Source organism: Pseudomonas sp. B392_1p, from assembly GCF_052245235.1.
GTDB lineage: Bacteria > Pseudomonadota > Gammaproteobacteria > Pseudomonadales > Pseudomonadaceae > Serpens > Serpens gallinarum.
Genome location: NZ_JBQPXM010000009.1, coordinates 25,323 through 46,098, shown reverse-complemented (window position 1 = coordinate 46,098; position 20,776 = coordinate 25,323). Strand labels below are relative to the sequence as shown.

The 20,776-nt window shown below is 62.3% G+C and carries 16 protein-coding genes; 10 read left to right on the top strand and 6 right to left on the bottom strand.

The annotated features are described in order from the left end of the window. Positions 1–71: 71 nt before the first annotated feature. Together ACTV8E_RS13665 and ACTV8E_RS13660 are read left to right on the top strand one after the other, a co-directional pair. A complete protein-coding gene (locus ACTV8E_RS13665) occupies positions 72–446 on the top strand; it encodes a DUF2946 family protein (protein WP_443199918.1) in 375 nt (124 codons plus the stop codon). Between the two features lie 56 nt (positions 447–502). Further along, positions 503–2,623 (top strand): TonB-dependent copper receptor, encoded by a 2,121-nt coding sequence (locus tag ACTV8E_RS13660; protein WP_443199836.1) that lies wholly within the window; start codon positions 503–505, stop codon positions 2,621–2,623. Positions 2,624–2,833: 210 nt separating this feature from the next. On the opposite strand, the gene ACTV8E_RS13655 is transcribed toward ACTV8E_RS13660, so the two are convergent. The 3 genes from ACTV8E_RS13655 to xseA all read right to left on the bottom strand — a co-directional run bounded on the left by ACTV8E_RS13655 (position 2,834) and on the right by xseA (position 6,576). Beyond that, entirely contained in the window at positions 2,834–4,129 is a 1,296-nt protein-coding gene (locus tag ACTV8E_RS13655) for a mechanosensitive ion channel family protein (protein WP_443199835.1), read from the bottom strand. A 36-nt stretch (positions 4,130–4,165) separates the two neighbouring features. Further along, positions 4,166–4,984, bottom strand: a complete 819-nt coding sequence (locus ACTV8E_RS13650; protein WP_443199834.1) for a peptidoglycan DD-metalloendopeptidase family protein — start codon at positions 4,982–4,984, stop codon at positions 4,166–4,168. Between the two features lie 212 nt (positions 4,985–5,196). Beyond that, a complete protein-coding gene (gene xseA, locus ACTV8E_RS13645; RefSeq protein ID WP_443199833.1) occupies positions 5,197–6,576 on the bottom strand; it encodes an exodeoxyribonuclease VII large subunit in 1,380 nt (459 codons plus the stop codon). A gap of 103 nt (positions 6,577–6,679) precedes the next feature. Between xseA and ACTV8E_RS13640 the strand changes: the two genes are divergently transcribed. The 8 genes from ACTV8E_RS13640 (at position 6,680) to ACTV8E_RS13605 (ending at position 17,607) form a co-directional block, all read left to right on the top strand. Next, on the top strand, positions 6,680–7,228 hold the full coding sequence (locus ACTV8E_RS13640) for a sugar ABC transporter ATPase (RefSeq protein WP_443199832.1): 549 nt from the start codon (positions 6,680–6,682) through the stop codon (positions 7,226–7,228). 104 nt (positions 7,229–7,332) lie between these two features. Next, positions 7,333–8,802 (top strand): IMP dehydrogenase, encoded by a 1,470-nt coding sequence (guaB, locus tag ACTV8E_RS13635; RefSeq protein WP_443199831.1) that lies wholly within the window; start codon positions 7,333–7,335, stop codon positions 8,800–8,802. Positions 8,803–8,888: 86 nt separating this feature from the next. Then, positions 8,889–10,469 carry a glutamine-hydrolyzing GMP synthase gene (guaA, locus tag ACTV8E_RS13630; RefSeq protein ID WP_443199830.1) on the top strand — a complete coding sequence of 527 codons (1,581 nt, stop codon included), beginning with the start codon at positions 8,889–8,891 and terminating at the stop codon, positions 10,467–10,469. A gap of 362 nt (positions 10,470–10,831) precedes the next feature. Continuing rightward, entirely contained in the window at positions 10,832–11,815 is a 984-nt protein-coding gene (locus ACTV8E_RS13625; RefSeq protein ID WP_443199829.1) for an LLM class flavin-dependent oxidoreductase, read from the top strand. A 469-nt stretch (positions 11,816–12,284) separates the two neighbouring features. Then, positions 12,285–14,249 (top strand): BCCT family transporter, encoded by a 1,965-nt coding sequence (locus ACTV8E_RS13620; protein ID WP_443199828.1) that lies wholly within the window; start codon positions 12,285–12,287, stop codon positions 14,247–14,249. Positions 14,250–14,399: 150 nt separating this feature from the next. Then, a complete protein-coding gene (locus ACTV8E_RS13615) occupies positions 14,400–15,770 on the top strand; it encodes a multicopper oxidase family protein (RefSeq protein WP_443199827.1) in 1,371 nt (456 codons plus the stop codon). Between the two features lie 129 nt (positions 15,771–15,899). Then, positions 15,900–16,373, top strand: coding sequence for a tRNA adenosine(34) deaminase TadA (gene tadA, locus ACTV8E_RS13610; protein ID WP_443199826.1), 474 nt, complete (start codon positions 15,900–15,902; stop codon positions 16,371–16,373). A 49-nt stretch (positions 16,374–16,422) separates the two neighbouring features. Continuing rightward, positions 16,423–17,607 carry a hypothetical protein gene (locus ACTV8E_RS13605; protein ID WP_443199825.1) on the top strand — a complete coding sequence of 395 codons (1,185 nt, stop codon included), beginning with the start codon at positions 16,423–16,425 and terminating at the stop codon, positions 17,605–17,607. Between the two features lie 299 nt (positions 17,608–17,906). On the opposite strand, the gene cysW is transcribed toward ACTV8E_RS13605, so the two are convergent. The 3 genes from cysW to cysP all read right to left on the bottom strand — a co-directional run bounded on the left by cysW (position 17,907) and on the right by cysP (position 20,691). After that, a complete protein-coding gene (gene cysW, locus ACTV8E_RS13600; protein WP_443199824.1) occupies positions 17,907–18,737 on the bottom strand; it encodes a sulfate ABC transporter permease subunit CysW in 831 nt (276 codons plus the stop codon). Beyond that, the gene (gene cysT, locus ACTV8E_RS13595) at positions 18,734–19,582 is read right to left on the bottom strand and encodes a sulfate ABC transporter permease subunit CysT (RefSeq protein ID WP_443199823.1); all 849 of its coding nucleotides are present in this window, start codon (positions 19,580–19,582) and stop codon (positions 18,734–18,736) included. Before cysT ends, cysW begins: the two co-directional genes overlap by 4 nt. 95 nt (positions 19,583–19,677) lie before the next feature. Further along, a complete protein-coding gene (cysP, locus tag ACTV8E_RS13590) occupies positions 19,678–20,691 on the bottom strand; it encodes a thiosulfate ABC transporter substrate-binding protein CysP (RefSeq protein WP_443199822.1) in 1,014 nt (337 codons plus the stop codon). Positions 20,692–20,776 lie beyond the last annotated feature (85 nt).

Here is a 20,776-nt window from a genome sequence, read left to right as displayed (position 1 = left end):
TAGGCTTTGAAGGATTGGTTGTGAGCGCATTACGGCAGAGATCGGTAGGGATCTGGCTTGGCCTGTTCGCCATGCTGATGATCCATGCCGGGCCGTTGTACTCCGCGATCCAGGCTGCGCAACCAAATGCCCTGGTTGCCGGTGCGTTGCATGACGAGCACGATCCACACGGGCATTCCAGCCATGCCGCGCCAGTGCAGACGCCATCGGCCGCCCACGGCCAGCATCACCAGGCTTCGCCCAATCAGCCGGCCTGGCTGGCCGCGCTGGAGATGTGCGGCTATTGCGAGCTGTTGACCCTCAATCCACCCCTCAGCCTGGCCGTGGATTTGGTGCTGCCCAAGCACCCGCCAACCTTCCTCCTGGCGTTGCCGGAACACCCGCACCCCCCGGCGCCGCGCCGCGGCAGCGGCCATCCGCGCGCGCCCCCGTTCTTGCACGCCTGATCGAGCAGTCGAGCCGCTGTGGCGGCTTGTCCGAACATTCTGTGTGAGACTTTTTTATGACTCGTAACTCCCGTTGCGTGGCGCCCGCGTGCGCGCCCGTTGCTTTCTCGTTTACAACGTCCCGCCTGCGCTGGCAGCTGGCCCATGGTGCCTTGCTGGTTTCGCTCAGTGCGGGTGCCCTGGCCACGGAACACACGCACCATCAGTTGGCGCCCACTGTCATCACTGGCGTGGCTCCGTCTGCGTCCCTGGTGGTAACCACCGACCCAAAGATTCCCCGCCAGCCGGTGCCGGCCAGCGATGCCGGCGATTACCTGCAAACCATTCCCGGCTTCTCCGCCGTGCGAGGTGGCGGTTCCAACGCCGATCCGGTGTTTCGCGGCATGTTCGGTTCGCGCCTCAAGTTGCTGAGCAATGGCGGCGAAATGCTCGGCGCGTGCCCGAGCCGCATGGACTCGCCGAGTTCCTACATCACCCCCGAGAATTACGATCAGCTCACGGTGATCAAGGGACCGCAGAGCGTGCTTTGGGGGCCGGGCGCCTCGGCGGCGACCATTCTTTTCGAGCGTGATCCGGAGCGTTTCAGCGAACCGGGTGGGCGTGTCGATGCCAGCCTGTTGGTGGGGTCCGATGGTCGTTTCGACCGCAATATGGATGCCGCTGCGGGCGGACAAGCAGGCTATGTGCGCCTGTTGGCCAATCGTTCCGAGGCGGACGATTACCAGGACGGCAACGGCGATGCCGTACATGGGCAATTCGATAAATGGAGCAGCGACCTGGTGCTCGGCTGGATGCCGGCCGAGGACACCCTGCTGGAGCTGACCGCAGGCGTGGGTGACGGCGAGGCGGCTTACGCCGGGCGGGGTATGGATGGCAGCCAGTTCGAGCGCGAAAGCCTGGCGCTGCGTATCGAGCAGGACAATATCGGCGAGGTGCTGCAGAAGGTCGAAGCGCGGGTGTATTACAACTACGCCGACCACGTGATGGACAACTACACCCTGCGCCAGCCCAATCCCAACGATGTGATGATGCCCATGCGCAACCCCATGGCCACCAACGTGGATCGCCGCACCCTGGGCGGGCGTCTAGCGGGAACCTGGCAGTGGAACGCCTACGAACTGGTGGCAGGCGTCGATGGGCAGACCAACCAGCACCGCAAACGCAGTGGTTCTGGCATTGACACCTATAAGGACATGTCATGGGTCAAGGATGCCGAGTTCAGCCAGTATGGTGCGTTTGCCGAACTGACACGCACGCTGGCCGGCGATAGCCGAATCATTAGCGGCCTGCGAGTTGACCGGATATCTGTAACCGATGAACGTGCGCAGCTGTGCAACATGATGGGCATGGCCTGTCGGGCTAACCCCACAGCCGATGACGAGCGTGATGACACCCTGAGCAGTGGTTTCCTGCGTTACGAGCACGAGCTCGCCCGCATGCCGGCTACCGCTTACGTAGGTCTGGGCCACAGCCAGCGCTTCCCGGACTACTGGGAGCTGTTCTCGGCCGCCAACCAGGTCGGCAAGCCTACCGCGTACGAGACGGTTGATCCGGAAAAGACCACGCAGTTGGATATCGGTCTGCAGTACGCCGAAGGCCCGCTGGAAGCCTGGGTTTCGGCTTATGCCGGCGTGGTAAAGGATTACATTCTGTTCTCCTACGGGCCGGGAGCGAACCCGCTGCACACCATCTCCTGGGTGGATAACATCGACGCCCGCATCGCCGGAGCCGAGTTGGGCGGCAGTTACAAACTGACCGAAAACTGGAAAACCGACGCCAGCCTGGCCTATGCCTGGGGGGAAAACACCACCGACAACCGCGCCATGCCACAGATCCCGCCGTTGGAAGCGCGCCTGGGCGTGACCTATGAACAGGGCGACTGGAGCGCCGCCGGGCTGTGGCGTCTCGTGGCCGCGCAAAATCGCGTGGCCGAAATGCAAGGCAACGTGACCAGCAAGGACTTTGACGAAAGCTCGGGCTTTGGCGTGCTCTCGCTAAACGGCGCCTACCGGGTGAACAGCAATCTCAAGCTGAGCGCCGGGGTGGATAACCTGCTGGACAAGGCCTACAGCGAGCACCTCAACCAGGCCGGCAATGCCGGTGTGGGTTTATCGGCGAGCGAGCGCATCAATGAGCCGGGCCGCACCCTGTGGGCGCGGATGGACCTGAGTTTCTGACGCAGCCGAAAACCGGGGAGCGGGTATTTCCCCGCTCCTCGACGCAGCTTGGCGCTGGGCATGCTTGTCTGTCCGGCGGAAACCGGGGCTGGCGTCAAGGAGGACGCAATGGGCAGCCCGAAGCCCGACGTTCCGGCTGCGTGCCCAGCGCCAAGCTGCGCCATTGCATTCCCGGCGACGTCCCTCCATGGGACGGCGTCGGCTGAGAGCTTACAGCGCCTGCTTGTCCAACTGCAGCAACTGGGCGTCGGGCTGGCTGGCCAGTTGCCCAAACGAGTCGCGCCATTCGCGGAAATCAGCGCCGCCCGGAGCCTGGAACACGCGCAGGCCGAATTCCGGCAGGATCGCCAGCAAGTGGTCAAAGATGTCCGCCTGAATGCCTTCGTACTGCACCCAGGCCACGGTGTTGGTGAAGCAGTAGATTTCCAGCGGTAGGCCTTCAGCGGTCGGCGCCAGCTGTCGCACCATCAGGGTCATGCCCTGGTGAATGCCCGGATGACGTTGCAGGTAATGCTGTACATAAGCGCGGAAAGTGCCGAGGTTGGTCACCCGCCGGGTGTTGACCGGCTCCTTGCCGGCTTCTTCCAGCTTGGCGTTCCAGTCATCGATTTCCTGGCGCTTGTTGACCAGGTACTCCTCCAGCAGATTGAAGCGATACAGCCGCTTGCGCTCCTCCATATTGAGGAAATGCACGCTCTGCTGGTCCAGGTACAGGCTGCGCTTGATGCGCCGGCCACCGCTTTCCTGCATGCCACGCCAGTTCTTGAACGAGTCGCTGATAAAGCGCTTGGTCGGGATGCTGGTGATGGTTTTGTCCCAGTTCTGCACCTTGACTGTGTGCAGGGCGATGTCGATCACATCGCCGTCGGCGTTCAGGGCCGGCATTTCCACCCAGTCACCGACGCGGACGATATCGCTGGAGCTGATCTGCACGCTGGCCACCAGCGACAGCAGGGTGTCCTGGAAGATCAACATCAAGACCGCGGCCATGGCACCCAGCCCGGAGAGCAGGATCAGCGGCGAGCGGTCGATCAGGGTGGCGATCACCAGGATGGTGGCGATGGCATAGATAACGATCTGCACCACCTGCAGGTAGCCCTTGATCGGTTTGCGATGGGCGTCGGGACGTTGCTGGTAAATCGTATTGATCAGTGTGAGTACGCCGCCGATGGCCATGGCGATGGTCACCACGATAAAGGCGTGGCTGACGTTCTCCACCACGGTGACCAGCGCCGTGGGCAGCTCGGGGATCAGCTTTACACCGCTGGAAAGTATCAACGCCGGGACGATGTTGGATAGGCGGCGGACGACGCTCTGGTCGTTGTCCTCGATGTGCTTGCCTACTGCGGTCGTGCCGAGTGCGCGGTGCACGCCGCGCACCAGCAGGGCCTTGACCAGCCAGTTGGCCAGCCAGGCAACGAACACCAGCAGGCAGGCGCACAGCGCGGCATACAGTTTGGGCTGCTCTTGCAGCCAATCGAGCCAGGGGGATAGTTCGGCGGGCATGAAGATTCCTCGTCGAGTGAATGAAGGGTGGGAGCGTCAGGGCGTGAAAGCGCCGATGAAAATGCTCGGATCGATGCGGGCGTCGTTGAGACTGACATTCCAGTGCAGGTGCGGGCCCGTGGAGCGGCCGGTGGAACCGACCTTGCCGAGGACTTCACCGCGCGCCAGTTCGTCGCCGACCTGCACGCCGATTTGCGACAGATGACAGAACATGCTGATCAGTCCTTGGCCGTGGTCGATGAAGACCGTTTTGCCGTTGAAAAAGTAATCGCCGGTGAGGATGACTCGGCCAGCGGCCGGTGCCTTGATCGGCGTGCCGGCTGGCGCGGCGAAGTCCAGGCCGGAATGCGGGTTGCGTTCCTGGTCGTTAAAGAAGCGGCGCAGGCCGAAGGGTGACGACAGCGGGCCGTCCACCGGTTTGTCGAACAGCAGGTTGCTCGGCTGGCGCGGGCTGAAGTGACGGTAGGCGTCGCGCTGCTCGGCCAGCTCGCGCTCGATGCGCTTGAGATTGGCCGGGCTGGGGCTGACCTGTTCCTGGTTCTTCAAGGTGATGCGTTGCTCACGGTAGTGGCGCGCCTCGACCTGAAAGCTCAGCGGCTGGCCGTTGGCGTCGATCTGCTGGGTACCGGCTGTTACCGACAGCGGGATGCCGACGATGGCGATCCAGCGCTGGCCGTCTTCCTTGATCACCAGGGCCGGCTTGTCCTGATAGCGCACGCGCGGCGCCTGGGGCGCATCACCCAGCGCGATCACCGCCACGCCACCGGGCACCGGTTTGTTGAGCAGGCGGGTGATAAAGCCTTCGGCATGGACCGGCAGGGAAAAGCAGAGCAGCAGGGAAAGCAGTAAACGCATGCAAGATCCAGGATGGGAGATTCGTAGGGTAGGGCAATTGCGCTATGCGCTCGAAGAGTCGAAAAAAAACAGTGCTTAAGGCTTGAGGCTGAACGAAACAGCAGCCCGAGCACGCTAGCAACGGGGTTTCTCGTCTAGCTTTCCACCCTCCAGCGCTTTTCATCGAATGCTCGCCGCACAGTAACTCCATGGCGCGATTGCCCTGTCGCGGATCAATCCAGCAGCGACAGGGTAACGGGCGTCTGATGATTGTCTTCCACGCGCACATCCAGCTCGCCTTCGCCCAGTCTGGCGCGCAGTTTCTGGCCGGGTTGGGTTTGCGCGGCGCTGCGGATCGCGTGGCCTTTATCGTCGAGCAGGATACTGTAACCGCGGCCTAAGGTCGCCAGTGGGCTGACAATTTGCAACGATTGGGCCAGGCCGGCGAGTTGTTGATGTCGCTGGCGGAGCGAGGCTTGCGTGGCACGCGGCAGGCGCTCGGCAAGTCCCTCCAGACGCTGTCGCAACAAGGCCAGTTGCCGTCCGGGGTGCTGGGTATTGAGACGGTTTTCCAAGCGCGACAAGCGTTCCCGGCTGCTGGTCATACGCCGGTGCAGCGCATGCTGCAGGCGCCGCTCCAGATCGTCAATGCGCAGGGCTTGTTGCTGCAGGCGCTCGCCGGGATGGCGCAATCGCCGGGTCAGGCCTTCCAGGTGCAGGCGGTCGCGATGCAGGCGCGTCTGCAGGCACAGGCGCAGGCGGCGGCGCAGGCTTTCCAGGCGCAGCCGCAGGTCGGCGCTGTGGGGCGCCAACAGTTCGGCTGCGGCAGAAGGTGTCGGTGCCCGCACATCGGCGACGAAGTCGCTGATCGATACATCGGTTTCATGGCCCACGGCGCTGACAACAGGGGTGGCGCACGCGGCGACAGCGCGGGCCACGGCTTCCTCGTTGAAGCACCAGAGGTCTTCCAGCGAGCCACCGCCGCGGGCCAGGATCAGCGCATCGAAACCCTGGCGGTCGGCCAGTTGCAGGGCGCGAACAATTTGCGCCGTGGCATCGCGGCCCTGTACGGCGGTGGGGATCAGCGTCAGCTCAACATGCGGCGCGCGGCGGCGGAACACCGAGATGATATCGCGGATCACCGCACCGCTCGGCGAGCTGACGATGCCGATGCGCTGTGGGTGGGCGGGCAGGGCGCGCTTGCGTTCGGTGGCAAACAGGCCTTCGGCGGCGAGTTTGCTTTTCAGCGCATCGAAGGCCAGGCGCAGGGAGCCGTCACCGGCGGGCTCGACGTTGTCGAGGATCAGCTGATAATCGCCGCGCCCCTCGAACAGCGAGACCTTGCCGCGCACGCGCACCGCCAGGCCGTCACGCAGCGCCTGGCGCACGCGCAGGGCGTTCTGCCGGAACAGCGCGCAGCGCACTTGGGACTGGCTGTCCTTCAAGGTGAAATAGAGGTGCCCGGACGCCGGCTTGGCCAGGTTGGAAATCTCGCCCTCGACCCAGACCTGGGCGAACACGTCTTCCAGCAACAGCCGGGCACGGTTGTTCAGCTGGCTGACGGTCAACACGTCGCGGTCGAGGTTCAGGCGTTGGAAAGGGTCGGTATACATGGCGTGCATGATACGGCAAGAGCGCTGGCGCACTTCAAGCAGTGTTTGATCCCGTCCGCCAGAGGTTTAAGCTGCGCCTATATTCCCCAGCCAGATCCCTGCCATGAGTCAATTCATCATCGTGCCGAAAATCTCCAGTTACCCCGGGCCGGAGGCCAGGGCGCGCGTCATGCTGCGCTGGCTGATCGAGCGGGGTGTCGTTGAGGCGCAGTTGACCCGCTGCGGGGTAAATGGGCAGTGGGCTCATGCCATCGGTCCGCGTGCCAGCGAGGTGATCGAGCCGGCCGGGCTGACGCTTCTGCCCGTCAATGAACCCTGCAATGGCGTGCAGGTGGTCACCAAGCGCTGCATCTATACACCCAAGGATGCTTTCCGGGGTGAAGCCCGCTGCCCGGAATGCCGGGCGAAAGTGGGCGAAGTGCTGGTGGAACACCTGGAAGTGTGGATGCCGGGCGAGACCGATAATTTCATTTGTCCCGAATGCGATCACGAAGACGATATCAACGGTTTTCCTTTCGACGAGGCCTGTGCGTTTTCTGACCTGGGCTTCATCTTCAATAACTGGCCGGGTGCTTATTTCCGCCGTGGATTCCTTGATGAATTCGCCGAGCGATTGGGTTTTCCGATCGAATGTGTGCAGGTTTCGACCTGATTCAGTGTCCGTCGGCGAGACGGGCCGTATTGTGCGTTGAGTGCGGCCTGCCGTCGGGCGTATAATGCCGCGCTTCCGATTTTCCCGCCTGGGAGCCCCCCGCCATGCTGCGTATCAGCCAAGAAGCCCTGACTTTCGATGATGTCCTCCTGATCCCCGGTTATTCCGAGGTGTTGCCCAAGGACGTCAGCCTCAAGACCCGCCTGACGCGTGGCATCGAACTGAACATCCCGTTGATCTCCGCGGCCATGGACACCGTGACCGAAGCCCGTCTGGCCATCGCCATGGCCCAGGAAGGCGGCATCGGCATCATCCACAAAAACATGACCCTCGAGCAGCAGGCTGCTGAGGTGCGCAAGGTCAAGCGCCATGAGACCGCCATTGTGCGTGACCCGGCCACGGTCAACCCGGACACCAAGATTAGCGAGCTGCTGAGCAAGGCCCACGAATTGGGCTTCTCCGGTTTTCCGGTGGTGGTCGGCAAGGAACTGGTGGGTATCGTCACCGGCCGTGACCTGCGCTACACCCCGAACACCGGCGACAGTGTCGCGGCGATCATGACGCCCAAGGACAAGCTGGTCACCGTGCTCGAAGGCACCAGCCTGGACGAGATCAAAACCAAGCTGTACGAGCACCGCATCGAGAAGATGCTGGTGGTCGATGAGGCGTTCAACCTGCGTGGCCTGGTGACCTTCCGCGATCTGGAAAAAGCCAAGACCTACCCGCTGGCGTCCAAGGACGAGCAGGGCCGCCTGCGCGTCGGCGCGGCCGTTGGTACTGGCCCGGAAACTCCGGATCGCGTGGCGGCCCTGGCCGCTGCCGGCGTTGACGTCGTGGTGGTGGACACTGCCCACGGGCATTCCAAGGGTGTGCTCGACCGCGTGCGCTGGGTCAAGGAGAACTTCCCCGAGCTGCAGGTGATCGGCGGCAATATCGCCACTGCCGAAGCTGCGCTGGCGCTGGTGGAAGCCGGTGCTGATGCGGTCAAGGTTGGTATTGGCCCGGGCTCGATCTGCACCACACGCATCATCGCCGGTGTCGGCGTGCCGCAGATCAGCGCCATCGCCAACGTGGCCACCGCGCTGAAGGGCACGGGTGTGCCGATGATCGCCGACGGCGGCATCCGCTTCTCGGGCGACCTGTCCAAGGCCATCGTGGCCGGTGCCAACACCGTCATGATGGGTTCGATGTTCGCCGGTACCGAAGAAGCACCGGGTGAGATCGAGCTGTATCAAGGGCGTACTTACAAGGCCTACCGCGGCATGGGCTCGCTGGGTGCCATGGCCCAGTCGCAAGGCTCCAGTGACCGTTACTTCCAGGACTCCTCGGCCGGTGCCGAGAAGCTGGTGCCGGAAGGCATTGAAGGCCGCGTGCCGTACAAGGGCGCCCTGGCCGCGATCATCCATCAGTTGATGGGTGGCCTGCGCTCCTCGATGGGTTATACCGGCAGCGCCGACATCGAGCAGATGCGCACCACTCCGCAGTTCGTACGCATCACGGGTGCCGGCATGGCCGAGTCCCACGTGCACGATGTGCAGATCACCAAAGAGGCGCCGAACTACCGCGTCGGTTAAGCGAACTTTCGCTGGAGGCTGGAGGCTGGACGAGCAGATTTTTCGTTCAGCCTTCAGCCTTCAGTTATTTATACCAGGTGAAGAAAATGGCCACCCCTGACATCCACGCCCACCGCATTCTGATTCTTGACTTCGGTTCTCAGTACAGCCAACTGATCGCTCGCCGCGTGCGCGAGATTGGTGTGTTCTGCGAACTGCACCCGTTTGACATGAGCGACGAGGCGATTCGCGCGTTCAACCCGCGCGGCATCATCCTGGCCGGCGGCCCGGAGTCGGTGCATGCCAGCGACAGCCCGCGCGCGCCGCAGGCGGTATTTGACCTCGGCGTGCCGTTGTTCGGCATCTGCTACGGCATGCAGACCATGTCCGAACAGCTGGGCGGCAAGGTAGAAGGCTCCGACCTGCGTGAGTTCGGCTATGCCCGTGTCGACATCGTCGGCAAGTCGCGTCTGTTGGACGGCATCGAAGACCACATCGACGAAGACGGCCTGTTCGGCCTCGACGTGTGGATGAGCCACGGTGATAAGGTCACCCAGATGGCCGACGGCTTCCATGTCATCGCCAGCACCCCGAGCTGCCCGGTCGCCGCCATGGCGGACGATGCCCGTGGCTACTACGGCGTGCAGTTCCACCCGGAAGTCACCCATACCAAGCAGGGCGGGCGCATTCTGTCGCGCTTCATCCTCGACATCTGTGGCTGCGAACCGCTGTGGACGCCGTCCAACATCGTCGAAGATGCCATCCGCCAGATGCGTGAGCAGATCGGCGATGCGAACGTGCTGCTCGGCCTGTCCGGCGGTGTGGACTCCTCGGTGGTTGCCGCGCTGCTGCACCGTGCCATTGGCGATCAGCTGACCTGCGTATTCGTCGACAACGGCCTGCTGCGCCTGCACGAAGGCGACACGGTCATGAAGATGTTCGCCGACAACATGGGCGTCAAGGTCATCCGCGCCGACGCCGAAGCGCAGTTCCTCGGCAACCTGGCCGGCGTCAGCGACCCGGAACAGAAGCGCAAGATCATCGGCCGCACCTTCATCGACGTGTTCGATGCCGAGTCGAGCAAGCTGGACAACATCCAGTTCCTCGCCCAGGGCACCATCTACCCGGACGTGATCGAGTCGGCTGGCACCAAGAATGGCAAGGCCCACGTCATCAAGTCGCACCACAACGTCGGTGGCCTGCCGGACGACATGAAACTCAAGCTGGTCGAGCCGCTGCGCGAACTGTTCAAGGACGAAGTGCGCAAGATCGGTCTGGAGCTGGGCCTGCCCTACGACATGGTCTACCGCCACCCGTTCCCGGGCCCGGGCCTGGGCGTGCGCATCCTTGGCGAAGTGAAGAAAGAATACGCCGACCTGCTGCGTCAAGCCGACCACATCTTCATCGAGGAGCTGCGCAACTTCGACTGGTACCACAAGACCAGCCAGGCGTTCGTGGTCTTCCAGCCGGTGAAGTCCGTCGGCGTGGTGGGCGATGCCCGTCGCTACGCCTGGGTTGTTGCCCTGCGCGCCGTGGAAACCATCGACTTCATGACCGCTCGCTGGGCGCACCTGCCCTACGAGCTGCTGGAGAAGGTCTCCAACCGCATCATCAACGAGATCGAAGGCATCTCCCGCGTCACCTACGACGTGTCGAGCAAGCCGCCGGCCACCATCGAGTGGGAGTGATTGGGCGTCTGGCATTGGCCAGCACCCATTAGCAATACACCCGAAGCCCGCGTAATTGCGGGCTTTTTGGTATTTGCATTGCATCGAAATGGACGGCGAATAAGAGATATCCTCACCGCAGAGTTTTGTCGCGTGCCCAGGCAGACGACGCAGCACGGTCGACAGTTTTCGCGCCAGCACTGTTTAGCAGCGTGCTGAGCGCCGCCTCTGTTCACGACAAAGCAGGCGATTACGGCACACCCCCGGAGGGGATCGATGAGATAACCGCCCTTGGCTATCTCATCGACAGCTCGGCGGCGGACATGCCCGGCCCACGAGACACGTGAGGCGATTCATCATTCAGCTATCGGGAGTAATCCGAAATGACAGCATTTTCCATCCTTGAACTGGTCCGCGTGACTGAAGATACGGACGCGGGTGCGGCCCTCAACAATGCGCGCGACATGGCGGCCCATGCGGAGCGCTTGGGCTACAAGCGCGTGTGGGTGGCCGAGCACCACAACATGGAAGGCATTGCCAGTGCCGCCACCTCCATTGTCATCGCCCACATCGCAGGGGGTACCAAGACGATCCGGGTCGGCGCCGGCGGCATCATGCTGCCCAACCACGCGCCCTACGTTATTGCCGAGCAGTTCGGTACGCTGGAGCGGCTCTACCCCGGGCGCATCGACCTGGGCCTTGGCCGGGCGCCGGGCACCGATCAGGTGGCGGTGCGCGCCATGCGCCGCCCCGCCAACGCATCGGACCACTTTCCCCAGGATGTCCGGGAGCTTCAGGCGTTTCTAGGGCCGGCCACACCCGAGCAACGCATTCTTGCGGTACCGGGCACCGGCACAAACGTACCGCTGTGGATACTCGGGTCCAGCCATTTCGGGGCGGCGTTGGCGGCCGAGTTCGGGCTGCCTTATGCGTTCGCTTCGCATTTTGCACCCGACCTGCTGATGCCTGCGTTGGAGATCTACCGCAGCCGCTTCAAGCCGTCGCAACAACTTGCCAAGCCCTATGCGGTTGCCGGTATCAACGTTATCGCCGCCGATACCGACGCCCAAGCAAAGCGGCTCGCGACTACCCAGCAGATGTCTTTCGCCGATCTGTTAAGCGCGCGGCGCGGGCTGAGCAAGCCGCCCATCGACGATATCGAGACCTACTGGTCGGGGCGTGAAAAGGCCCAGGCCAAGAACATGCTGGCGCGTTCGGTTTTTGGTTCAGTAGAAACCGTGCGTACCGGGTTGCAAGACTTCATTACCGAAACGGGCGCCGATGAAGTGATGATCGTCTGCGATGTTTATGAGCATCAGGCGCGCCTGCGTTCGCTCGAACTGATCGCAGAGGCGATGAAACCCTAAGTTCCTGGCTGTGTGTCTGCATTAAATGTTGCCAGCGCCGTCGGGCAGGCTTAACTGGCAGATACGTGCGCACGGTGGTGGGCCGTGTGAGCAGCCAGTTCGGAGGATTCGCCCGCTGCGGCGAGTTGGGATAGCAAGGCGCAGTGACTGGGCAGCTCGCCGCGCGGGAATACTGCGCTGGCGAGGGGTGGCTCGTCGAGCATCCGGTTTACAGCTCACCCGCCTGCAGCGAGCGACGTCCCCCTACGTCAGCTGACAACGTTTCACGCTCGTTTCGGCCCGCGGTAGAGTCCTCCACCCGGGCTGCGGTGTCAGGCAGGGTAACGGCGGTGTAAGAAAACGGTGGCATGATCCCTCCACCAATGGCTTGAGCGATACGGACCGAGCAGTGAGGTGGCCGTGAACTGCCGCTTCGTTTTCACTGTCATCTATGCAATTCTTTTGCTTTGCCTAGCCCCAGGAGTGCGTTATGGACAGTGAACGCAAGGCCTCCACGATCAATCCCCACGTCTTCTACCCCTCGGCTGTATTGATCTTTGCATTGGTGCTGTTCGCAGTCCTTATGCCGGACACCGCCCAGCAGGTGTTCGGCCAGGCGCAGGCCTGGATCACAGTCAATGCCAGCTGGTTCTACATCCTGGCAGTGGCCATTTTCCTGATGGCCAGTGTGTTCTTGGCAATCAGCCGCTACGGCGACATCAAGCTGGGCCCGGATCACAGCGAGCCGGACTTTGCCAATTACAGCTGGTTCGCCATGTTGTTCTCGGCCGGGATGGGCATTGGCCTGATGTTCTTCGGCGTGGCCGAGCCGGTGATGCATTACCTGGCGCCGCCGGTTGGTGAGGGCGGTACTGCAGACGCGGCCCGCGAGGCGATGAAGATCACCTTCTTCCACTGGGGGCTGCACGCTTGGGCCGTTTACGCCATTGTTGCCCTGACCCTGGCCTACTTCGGCTACCGGCACGGGTTGCCGCTGACCATGCGTTCGGCGCTGTATCCGCTGATTGGCGAGCGCATTTATGGCCCCATCGGCCACGCGGTGGATATCTTCGCCGTGCTGGGTACGGTGCTGGGTGTGGCGACCTCGCTGGGGTTTGGCGTGGCGCAGATCAACAGCGGCCTGAATCACCTGTTCGACGTACCGATTGGCGTCGGCGTGCAAATCATTCTGATCGTAATCGCCATGGGCCTGGCCACGCTGTCCTTGGTCACTGGGCTGGACCGGGGTATCCGTATCCTCTCCGAAACCAATCTGCTGCTCGCGCTGTTGCTGATGCTGATCATCCTGATGGTCGGGCCGACCGTCTTCCTGCTCAAGGCGTACGTGGAAAATACCGGCGCCTACCTGTCGGAGATCGTCTACAAGACTTTCAACCTGTATGCCTACAACCCGACCGACTGGATCGGCGGCTGGACGCTGTTCTATTGGGGCTGGTGGATTGCCTGGTCGCCGTTTGTGGGAATGTTCATCGCGCGCATTTCCAAGGGACGAACGATTCGTGAGTTCATGGGTGGCGTGCTGCTGGTGCCAGCCGGCTTCACGCTGATGTGGATGACGGTGTTTGGCGATGCGGCGATCTACATGATCCATATCGAGGGAATCGCGAGCCTCGGCGAGGCGGTCCAGGCGGACAGTGCGATGGCTTTGTTCGCGTTCCTTGAAGAGTTCCCGCTGGGCTTTGTGCTGTCGATGTTTGCGATCGTAATGGTATTTGTGTTCTTCATCACTTCGGCCGACTCCGGTGCCTTGGTAGTGGATATGCTGGCATCGGGGGGCAGCAGCCATACGGCGTTGTGGCAGAAGCTGTTCTGGGCCGGAACCATGGCGGCGGTGGCTATTTCGCTGCTATTGGCCGACGGCCTGACCGCCCTGCAGACCGCCACCATTGCCAGTGCCTTGCCGTATACCATTTTCCTGCTGGTGGCCACTTGGGGGCTGTTCAAGGCATTGAGGCGCGACGCCACCAAGCGGCGTGTGCGCTATCAGTCGCTGAGCCTGTCACAGGCCCATGGCCAGGCGGACAGCTGGCAGCGACGGCTACGCAGCATGGTGATGATGCCGCGGCGTAGCCATGTGATGCGCTTTATCGAAGAAGTGGTCAGCCCAGCTTGTGAGGCGGTGGCCGAAGAGCTGCGCAAGCAGGGGTTTGATGTGCAGGTAGACAGCTCAGGAACCGAAACGATACGGCTGGTGGTGCGCCATGCCAATGAGCCGGACTTCAGCTACGGCGTGCGCCCCCGTTCCCTGGTGCAGCCCAGCTTTATCGTCAGCGACGATGAAGAGAACGAAGAGCGCAAATATTTCCGCGCCGAGGTGTATTTAAATGAGGGCGGGCAGGATTACGACATCATGGGCTGGAGCCGTGAAGGCGTGATCGGCGATATCCTCGACCAGTACGAGCGGCACCGGCACTTCGTGCATGTGGTGCGTTAAAAGGATCGAACCGGGCGGGCGTTGGCGGATGGTCAAAGCTGGTCGGGACAATTTGTCGCAAGGGGCGGGAGGTCTGACCGAGGAATTTGACTCGCCCTGTTCATCGGCAGGTGAGAAAATATCTCATCTTTAACCGATGGCAGGGCAGTCATGAGCGTTACTCGCAGACAACTCCTCGCTGGCCTGGCCGGCCTCGGTGTCATCGGCTTCAGCGCCGGCGGCGTGCGCTACTGGCTGGGTCGGCCGGAAGACGTCGCAACCCATGACTACGAGCTGATCGCCGCGCCTCTGGATGTGGAGCTTGTGCCCGGCTTCAAGACGCCGGCCTGGGCCTACGGCGGCCAGGCGCCGGGTCTGGAGCTGCGGTGTCGGCAGGGGGAGCGGTTGCGGGTGCGCTTTATCAATCGGTTGAGTGAAGCGACCACCATCCACTGGCATGGAATTCGCCTGCCGCTGGAAATGGATGGCGTACCGTACCTATCGCAATTGCCGGTGCTGCCGGGCGAGTATTTCGACTACGACTTCATCTGCCCGGACGCCGGCAGCTTCTGGTATCACCCGCACACCGCCAGTGGCGAACAACTGGGCCGGGGCCTTGTGGGCCCGCTGATTGTCGAAGAGCGTGCGCCGAGCGGTTTTCGCCATGAGCGCACCCTGAGCCTCAAGCACTGGCATGTGGACAAGCAGGGCGCTTTCACGGCCTTCAGCGTGCCGCGCGAAGCGGCGCGGGGCGGCACGCCGGGGCTGTTGTCCTCGGTCAATGGCACGCACAACCCGACCCTCGAACTCCCTGCCGGGCAGGTCGTGCGGCTGCGCCTACTCAATCTGGACAACACCCTGACCTACCGACTGATGCTGCCGGGTGTCGAGGCGCGCATTTATGCGTTGGATGGCAATCCCGTCGAGCCACGCCCGCTGGGTAAGGAATACTGGCTGGGGCCGGGCATGCGCATCGAGCTGGGGGTACGGGTGCCGGAAGCCGGGCGGGAGATTCCGCTGCGCAATGGCCCGCTGCGTCTGGCGACACTGAAAAGTGTGGCTAGCAGTGAGACCCCCGGCAGTTGGCCGCCGGCGCTGCAGGCCAACCCGATTGCCGAACCGGACCTGAGCCGTGCCGAAAAGATGCGCTTCAACTTCGAGTGGGCGGGTGCAGTGTCGGTGGGCGTAGAGCAGGGCGGTGCCCACAGCTTCTGGCAGATCAACGGCCAGGCCTGGGACATCGATGACAAGAGCTGCGTCGAGCGGCCCATCGCGACGCTGAACAAAGACGGCCACTACATTTTCGAGCTGCGTAACCTCAGCCAGTACCAGCACCCGATTCACCTGCACGGCATGAGCTTCAAGGTGCTGTCTTCGAACCGCAAGACAATCACACCCTATTTCACCGACACCTACCTGCTGGGCAAGAACGAAACCGCCCAAGTGGCGCTGGTGGCGGATAACCCCGGCATCTGGATGTTCCATTGCCACGTCATCGACCATATGGAAACCGGGCTGATGGCGGCCATTGAGGTGGTGTGACGCAGCGGCAAGCTGCAAGCCGCAAGCTACAAGAAGCCCATAAGCAGAGCCGGGCCTTCGCTTTAACGTGCCGCTTGAAGCTTGCCGCTCGAAGCTTACAATCGCCGCTTTCCGCTTGCCGGTAGAACCATGCGCAGAATCAAGATCATCGACCGTTCCCGTGACGAGCATTTCATGCGCGAAGCGCTGGTTCTGGCTGCCAAGGGCGCTGAACTGGGCGAGGTGCCGGTGGGGGCGGTGTTGGTGCAGGACGGCGAAATCATCGGCCAGGGGTTCAACTCACCCATCAGCCGCCACGATCCCAGCGGCCATGCCGAGATGGTGGCGATCCGTGCCGCCGCCGAAGCGCTGCAAAATTACCGCCTGCCGGGTAGCACTCTGTACGTGACCCTGGAACCGTGCAGCATGTGCGCGGGGTTGATCGTGCATTCGCGCGTGGAGCGCGTGGTGTATGGCGCCACCGAGCCGCGTGCTGGAGTGGCGGTCAGCCGCGGTCAATTCTTCAGTCAGGACTTCCTCAACCACCGCGTGCTGGTCGAGGGCGGCGTGCTGGCCGAGGAGTGCGGGGCGATTCTCAAGGCGTTTTTCAAGGCGCGTCGGTAATCCCTTCACGCGTTGAAGCGCGTGTATCAAAGAGTGCCAAGGAATTTTCATGGAACAGATAAAAAGGGCCGTCAGCGGCCTGTGGGTGCTGGCAGCGGTCGGTGTGGCGTTGTCGGTCGCCGTTTCCTGGGCAGGCGTGCTGGAGCAACTGTCGACTGAATACCTAGACGGCGCCTTGCTACAGGCGGCCACTGCGTTCGCCGTCGCACGGGTACTGAATGCCCTGATTTCGTTACTCCAGTCGGTCGAAATCAGCGTGATGGTGGCCAGCGTGCATCCGGGCGAGCTGCTGGACCCGATCAATGATCTGGTCGAGCAGTTTTCTAAGGTGATGCAGTGGGCTATTGGCTCGCTGGTCATCCAGAAGGTCATGCTCGGCGTGGTGTCCCACAAGCTGTTCACTGTCGCGTTGACGGGGATCGCCGCTGTGGTGCTGGTCTGTTCGCTGCTGGTCCCGACGTCTCGCGGCACGCTCCTGCTGTTCCGGGCGTTTCTATGCTGCGTGTTTCTGCGCTTGGCCCTGGCGCTAAGCGTTTTACTGAATGCCGCGGTGGACCATGCGTTTCTCAGCGACCCGGTACGTGACGATGTGGCTCTGCTGGATGCCTTACCCAGCCAAGTCGATGTATTGGGCATGCAGGGTGTTCCTCTGGAAGCGCTGGAGGATGGTGCGTTGAGCGCGTTGCAAGCCCAGCAGAACACCCTGCAGGCTGAGCGAGATGTGCTGCTGGAGCAGATCGAGCGTTCGAAGCCAGACATGGAGCAGGCTCGTCAGACATTGGCCGAGCAAGAACGCGACAGCAGTTTGAGCCAGCGCCTGGGCATGAACCGTAGCGTTGAGCATCAGGCCATGGTGGAGCGTTTGGGCGCGCTTGAAGCTGAGTGGGAAGCGGCGCACGAGGCGTTGGCGAGCAAGGAGCGCCGGCTGCTGGGCGTGGAGAAGGAGCGCTTGGCGCTGGCGCAGGCCAAGGAGAAATCCCAGGATGGTTTCTGGTCGCATTTCAGCGACAAAGTCTCCGGCTGGGGCCGTTCCGCCGCCAGCCTGACAGACGTGGAAACCTACAAAGGCATCAAGGCTAAGCTCGAGGCGGTGATCGACACGCTGATTCGCCTCATGGCCTTTTTCATTCTCAAGTCGATTTTGCTGCCGGTGCTGTTTATCTATTTGCTGATCCGGGGGTTCCGCTTGATCTGGCAGTCCGAGATGAAGATGCCCAGCGTGCATCGCGCCTAGGGTCTGTTCCCGCTTCGGCACGAGCCGCGTTGCTGCGTCAAATGACGCCAGGCCAGGCGCGGGACGCAGGCAATGGTTGTTCCCTTGCCAAGTCACGCAACGCCGCATGGCGCCATTTGCCGCGCAACCCGAAGGGACGGGCCCGTTTTTGCGCGATCCAGCGTTTCTCGTCGCTTATTTGGAACGACCAAACTGCGCGACTCGTGCCTTGTGTCGCGAAAAAACGGGCTCCGTCGCGGCCGTGCGCGAAACGGGAACAGACCCTAGAAGAAGCCCCGCAGATGCGGGGCTTCTTTTGGTTACTGGGCTTCGGCCTTGAGCATCGCCTGGCGCTGGCGCCATTCCATGAAGGTCTTCAGCAGCAGGGTGAGCAGCGCCATGCAGGCGAGCAGGGCAGCGGCGGTAAAGGCGGCGGCGGTCTTGTAGTCGTTGTTCAACTGGTCGACCAGCAGCGGCAGGGTCAGCGTCTGGTTCATGATGGTGCCGGACACCACCGACACCGCGCCGAACTCGCCGACTGCGCGGGCGTTGGTGACCACCACGCCATACAGCAGCGCCCACTTGATGTTCGGCAGGGTCACGTGGCGAAAGATCTGCCAGCCGCTGGCACCCAGCGTCAGTGCGGCGGTTTCTTCCTCGGTGCCCTGTGATTGCATGGTCGGGATCAGGATGCGCGCCACATAGGGTGCGGTGACGAACACGGTGACCATGATGATGCCCGGCCAGGCGAACATCAGCTGGATATCGCGATCGTAAAACCACTGGCCGACCACGCCTTCGACGCCATAAATCACCAGGTAGCACAGGCCAGCCACCACGGGGGACACCGCGTAGGGAATGTCGATCAGGGTGGACAATAGGCGGCGGCCGCGAAAATCGTAATGGGTCACGCACCAGGCCAGGCAGATGCCGAACACCAGGTTGATCGGCACGGTGACCACCGCTACCAGCACGGTGAGCATGATTGCGTGGAGCATGTAGTCTTCGGATAGGTTCGACCACAGCAGGCCGAGGCCGCCACTCAGCGCCTTGGTGAAGATCAGCGCCAGCGGGACCAGCAGCAGCAGGGTGACGGTGGCGAGGCCCAGGCCGATGAGCAGCCATTGATGCCAATAAACGGGTTTTTTCATTTCTTGCGCTGCCAGCGGAAGATGTGGCTCTGGATCACCTGCAGGGTGAACAGCATGGCCAGGGAGGCGAGCAGAATGACCGAGGCGATCGCCGAAGCGGCCCCGTAGTCGAATTCCTGCAGGCGGACAAAGATCATCAGCGAGGACACTTCGGTTTTGAACGGCATGTTGCCGGCGATCATGATCACCGCGCCGAACTCACCCAGGCCGCGCACGAAGGATTGCGCCGCGCCGGTAATCAGGGCGGGATACAGGGTCGGCAGAATCACGTAGAAAAAGATCTGCAACTTGCTGGCGCCCAGGGTGCGGCCGGCTTCTTCGTAGTCGTTGCCCATTTCCAGGAGGACCGGCTGCACCGTGCGCACCACGAAGGGCAGGCTGGTAAATGTCATGGCGATCAGGATGCCGGGGTAGGCGTAGGCGATCTTGATGCCCACTGCATCGAACCACTGGCCCAGCCAGCCACCGGGTACCAGCAATGTGGCCAGGGTCAGGCCAGCCACCGAGGTGGGCAGGGCGAAAGGCAGGTCCACCAGGGCATCCACCAGACGGCGACCCGGAAAGTCGTAGCGGGTAATGATCCAGGCCAGTAACAGACCGATCAGCGTCGCGGCGATGGTCGAGTAGAAGGCGCCACTGACGGTGACCCAGTAACTGGCCACCACGCGGCGATCACTGATCGCTTGCCAGTACTGTGCCCAGGACAGGTCGCTGACGTACACCAGCAAGGCGGAAATCGGAAACAGGATGACCAGCGACAGGTACAGGGTGCTGATGCCGAAGCTCAGCCCGAAACCTGGCAGGGTGGGTGCCTGATGAAAGAAGCGGAAGGTATTAAGCGTCACGGGAAATCGCTTGTCCTACTGAAAAAAAGACGCAGCGGCTCGCTACAAAAAGCGACGCCGCCCACTGCGGGCGGCGTAGTTTACAGGAGCGAAACTCAGTTGGGGCTTTGCGCCAGCAGCTGGTCGAGTACGCCGTTGCTGCCGAAATGCTTCGCGGTGATCTCGTCCCAGCTGCCGAGCACCTCGGTGGGGTTGATCAGCTTGACCTTGGCGAACTGCGCCTCGGTGGCCTTGACCACTTCCGGATGGTGCACGCGCAGGTTGAAGGTCGTCAGCAGCTGCTGCACATCCTGGGTGTACTGGAAGTTGAGGAACTCGGTGGCCTGCTTGCGGGTGCCCTTCTGGTCGACCACCTTGTCGACAATGGCCACCGGGAACTCGGCCAGCACGCTCAGCGGCGGAATCACCGGCTGGAACTTGCCCGCGGCGAAGTCGGGATGCTTGGCGATGTTGATCACTTCAGATTCAAAGGTCAGCAGGGCATCACCCTGGCCGTTCTGGGCAAACGCCACGGTGGCGCCACGGCCCCCGGTGGGGAAGTTTTCCACGTTGTGCAGCAGCTTACCGACGAACTTCTTGATCTTGGCTTCGTCGCCGTTGAACTTCTCGTTGGCAAACAGCCAGGCCGCCAGGTAGGTGTAACGAGCGTTGCCGGAGGTTTTCGGGTTGGGGAACACCACCTTCACGTCATCGCGCACCAGGTCGTCCCAGCTCTGGATGTTCTTCGGGTTGCCCTCACGCACCAGGAAACCGATGGTGCTGTAGTAGGGCGAGCTGTTGTTGGGGAACTCGGTGGCCCAGTCGGCATTGAGCAGGCGGCGCTTGGCGAGGATGTCCACGTCTGTCACCTGGTTGAAGGTGACGGTGTCGACCTTCTTGCCCTGAATGATGTCTTGCGCCTGCTTGGAGGTGCCGGCGAAGGATTGGTCAACCTTGATGTCATCGCCCGTAGTGGCTTTCCAATGAGCGATGAACTTCGGGTTGATTTCAGTGAACAGTTCGCGCGCAACGTCGTAGGAGGCGTTAAGCAGCGGGGTGCTGTCGGCCTGGGCGGTGGCGCCGAACAGCGTGGACGTCAGGGCGGTGGCCAGCAACAGTTTCTTGAACATTAAGGCTTCCTCGCACAGCCGCAGGGGCGTGAATTGATGTGACCGGGTTTGGTCAGCGATGGAAGGCATTCTGCGCGATAGCTAT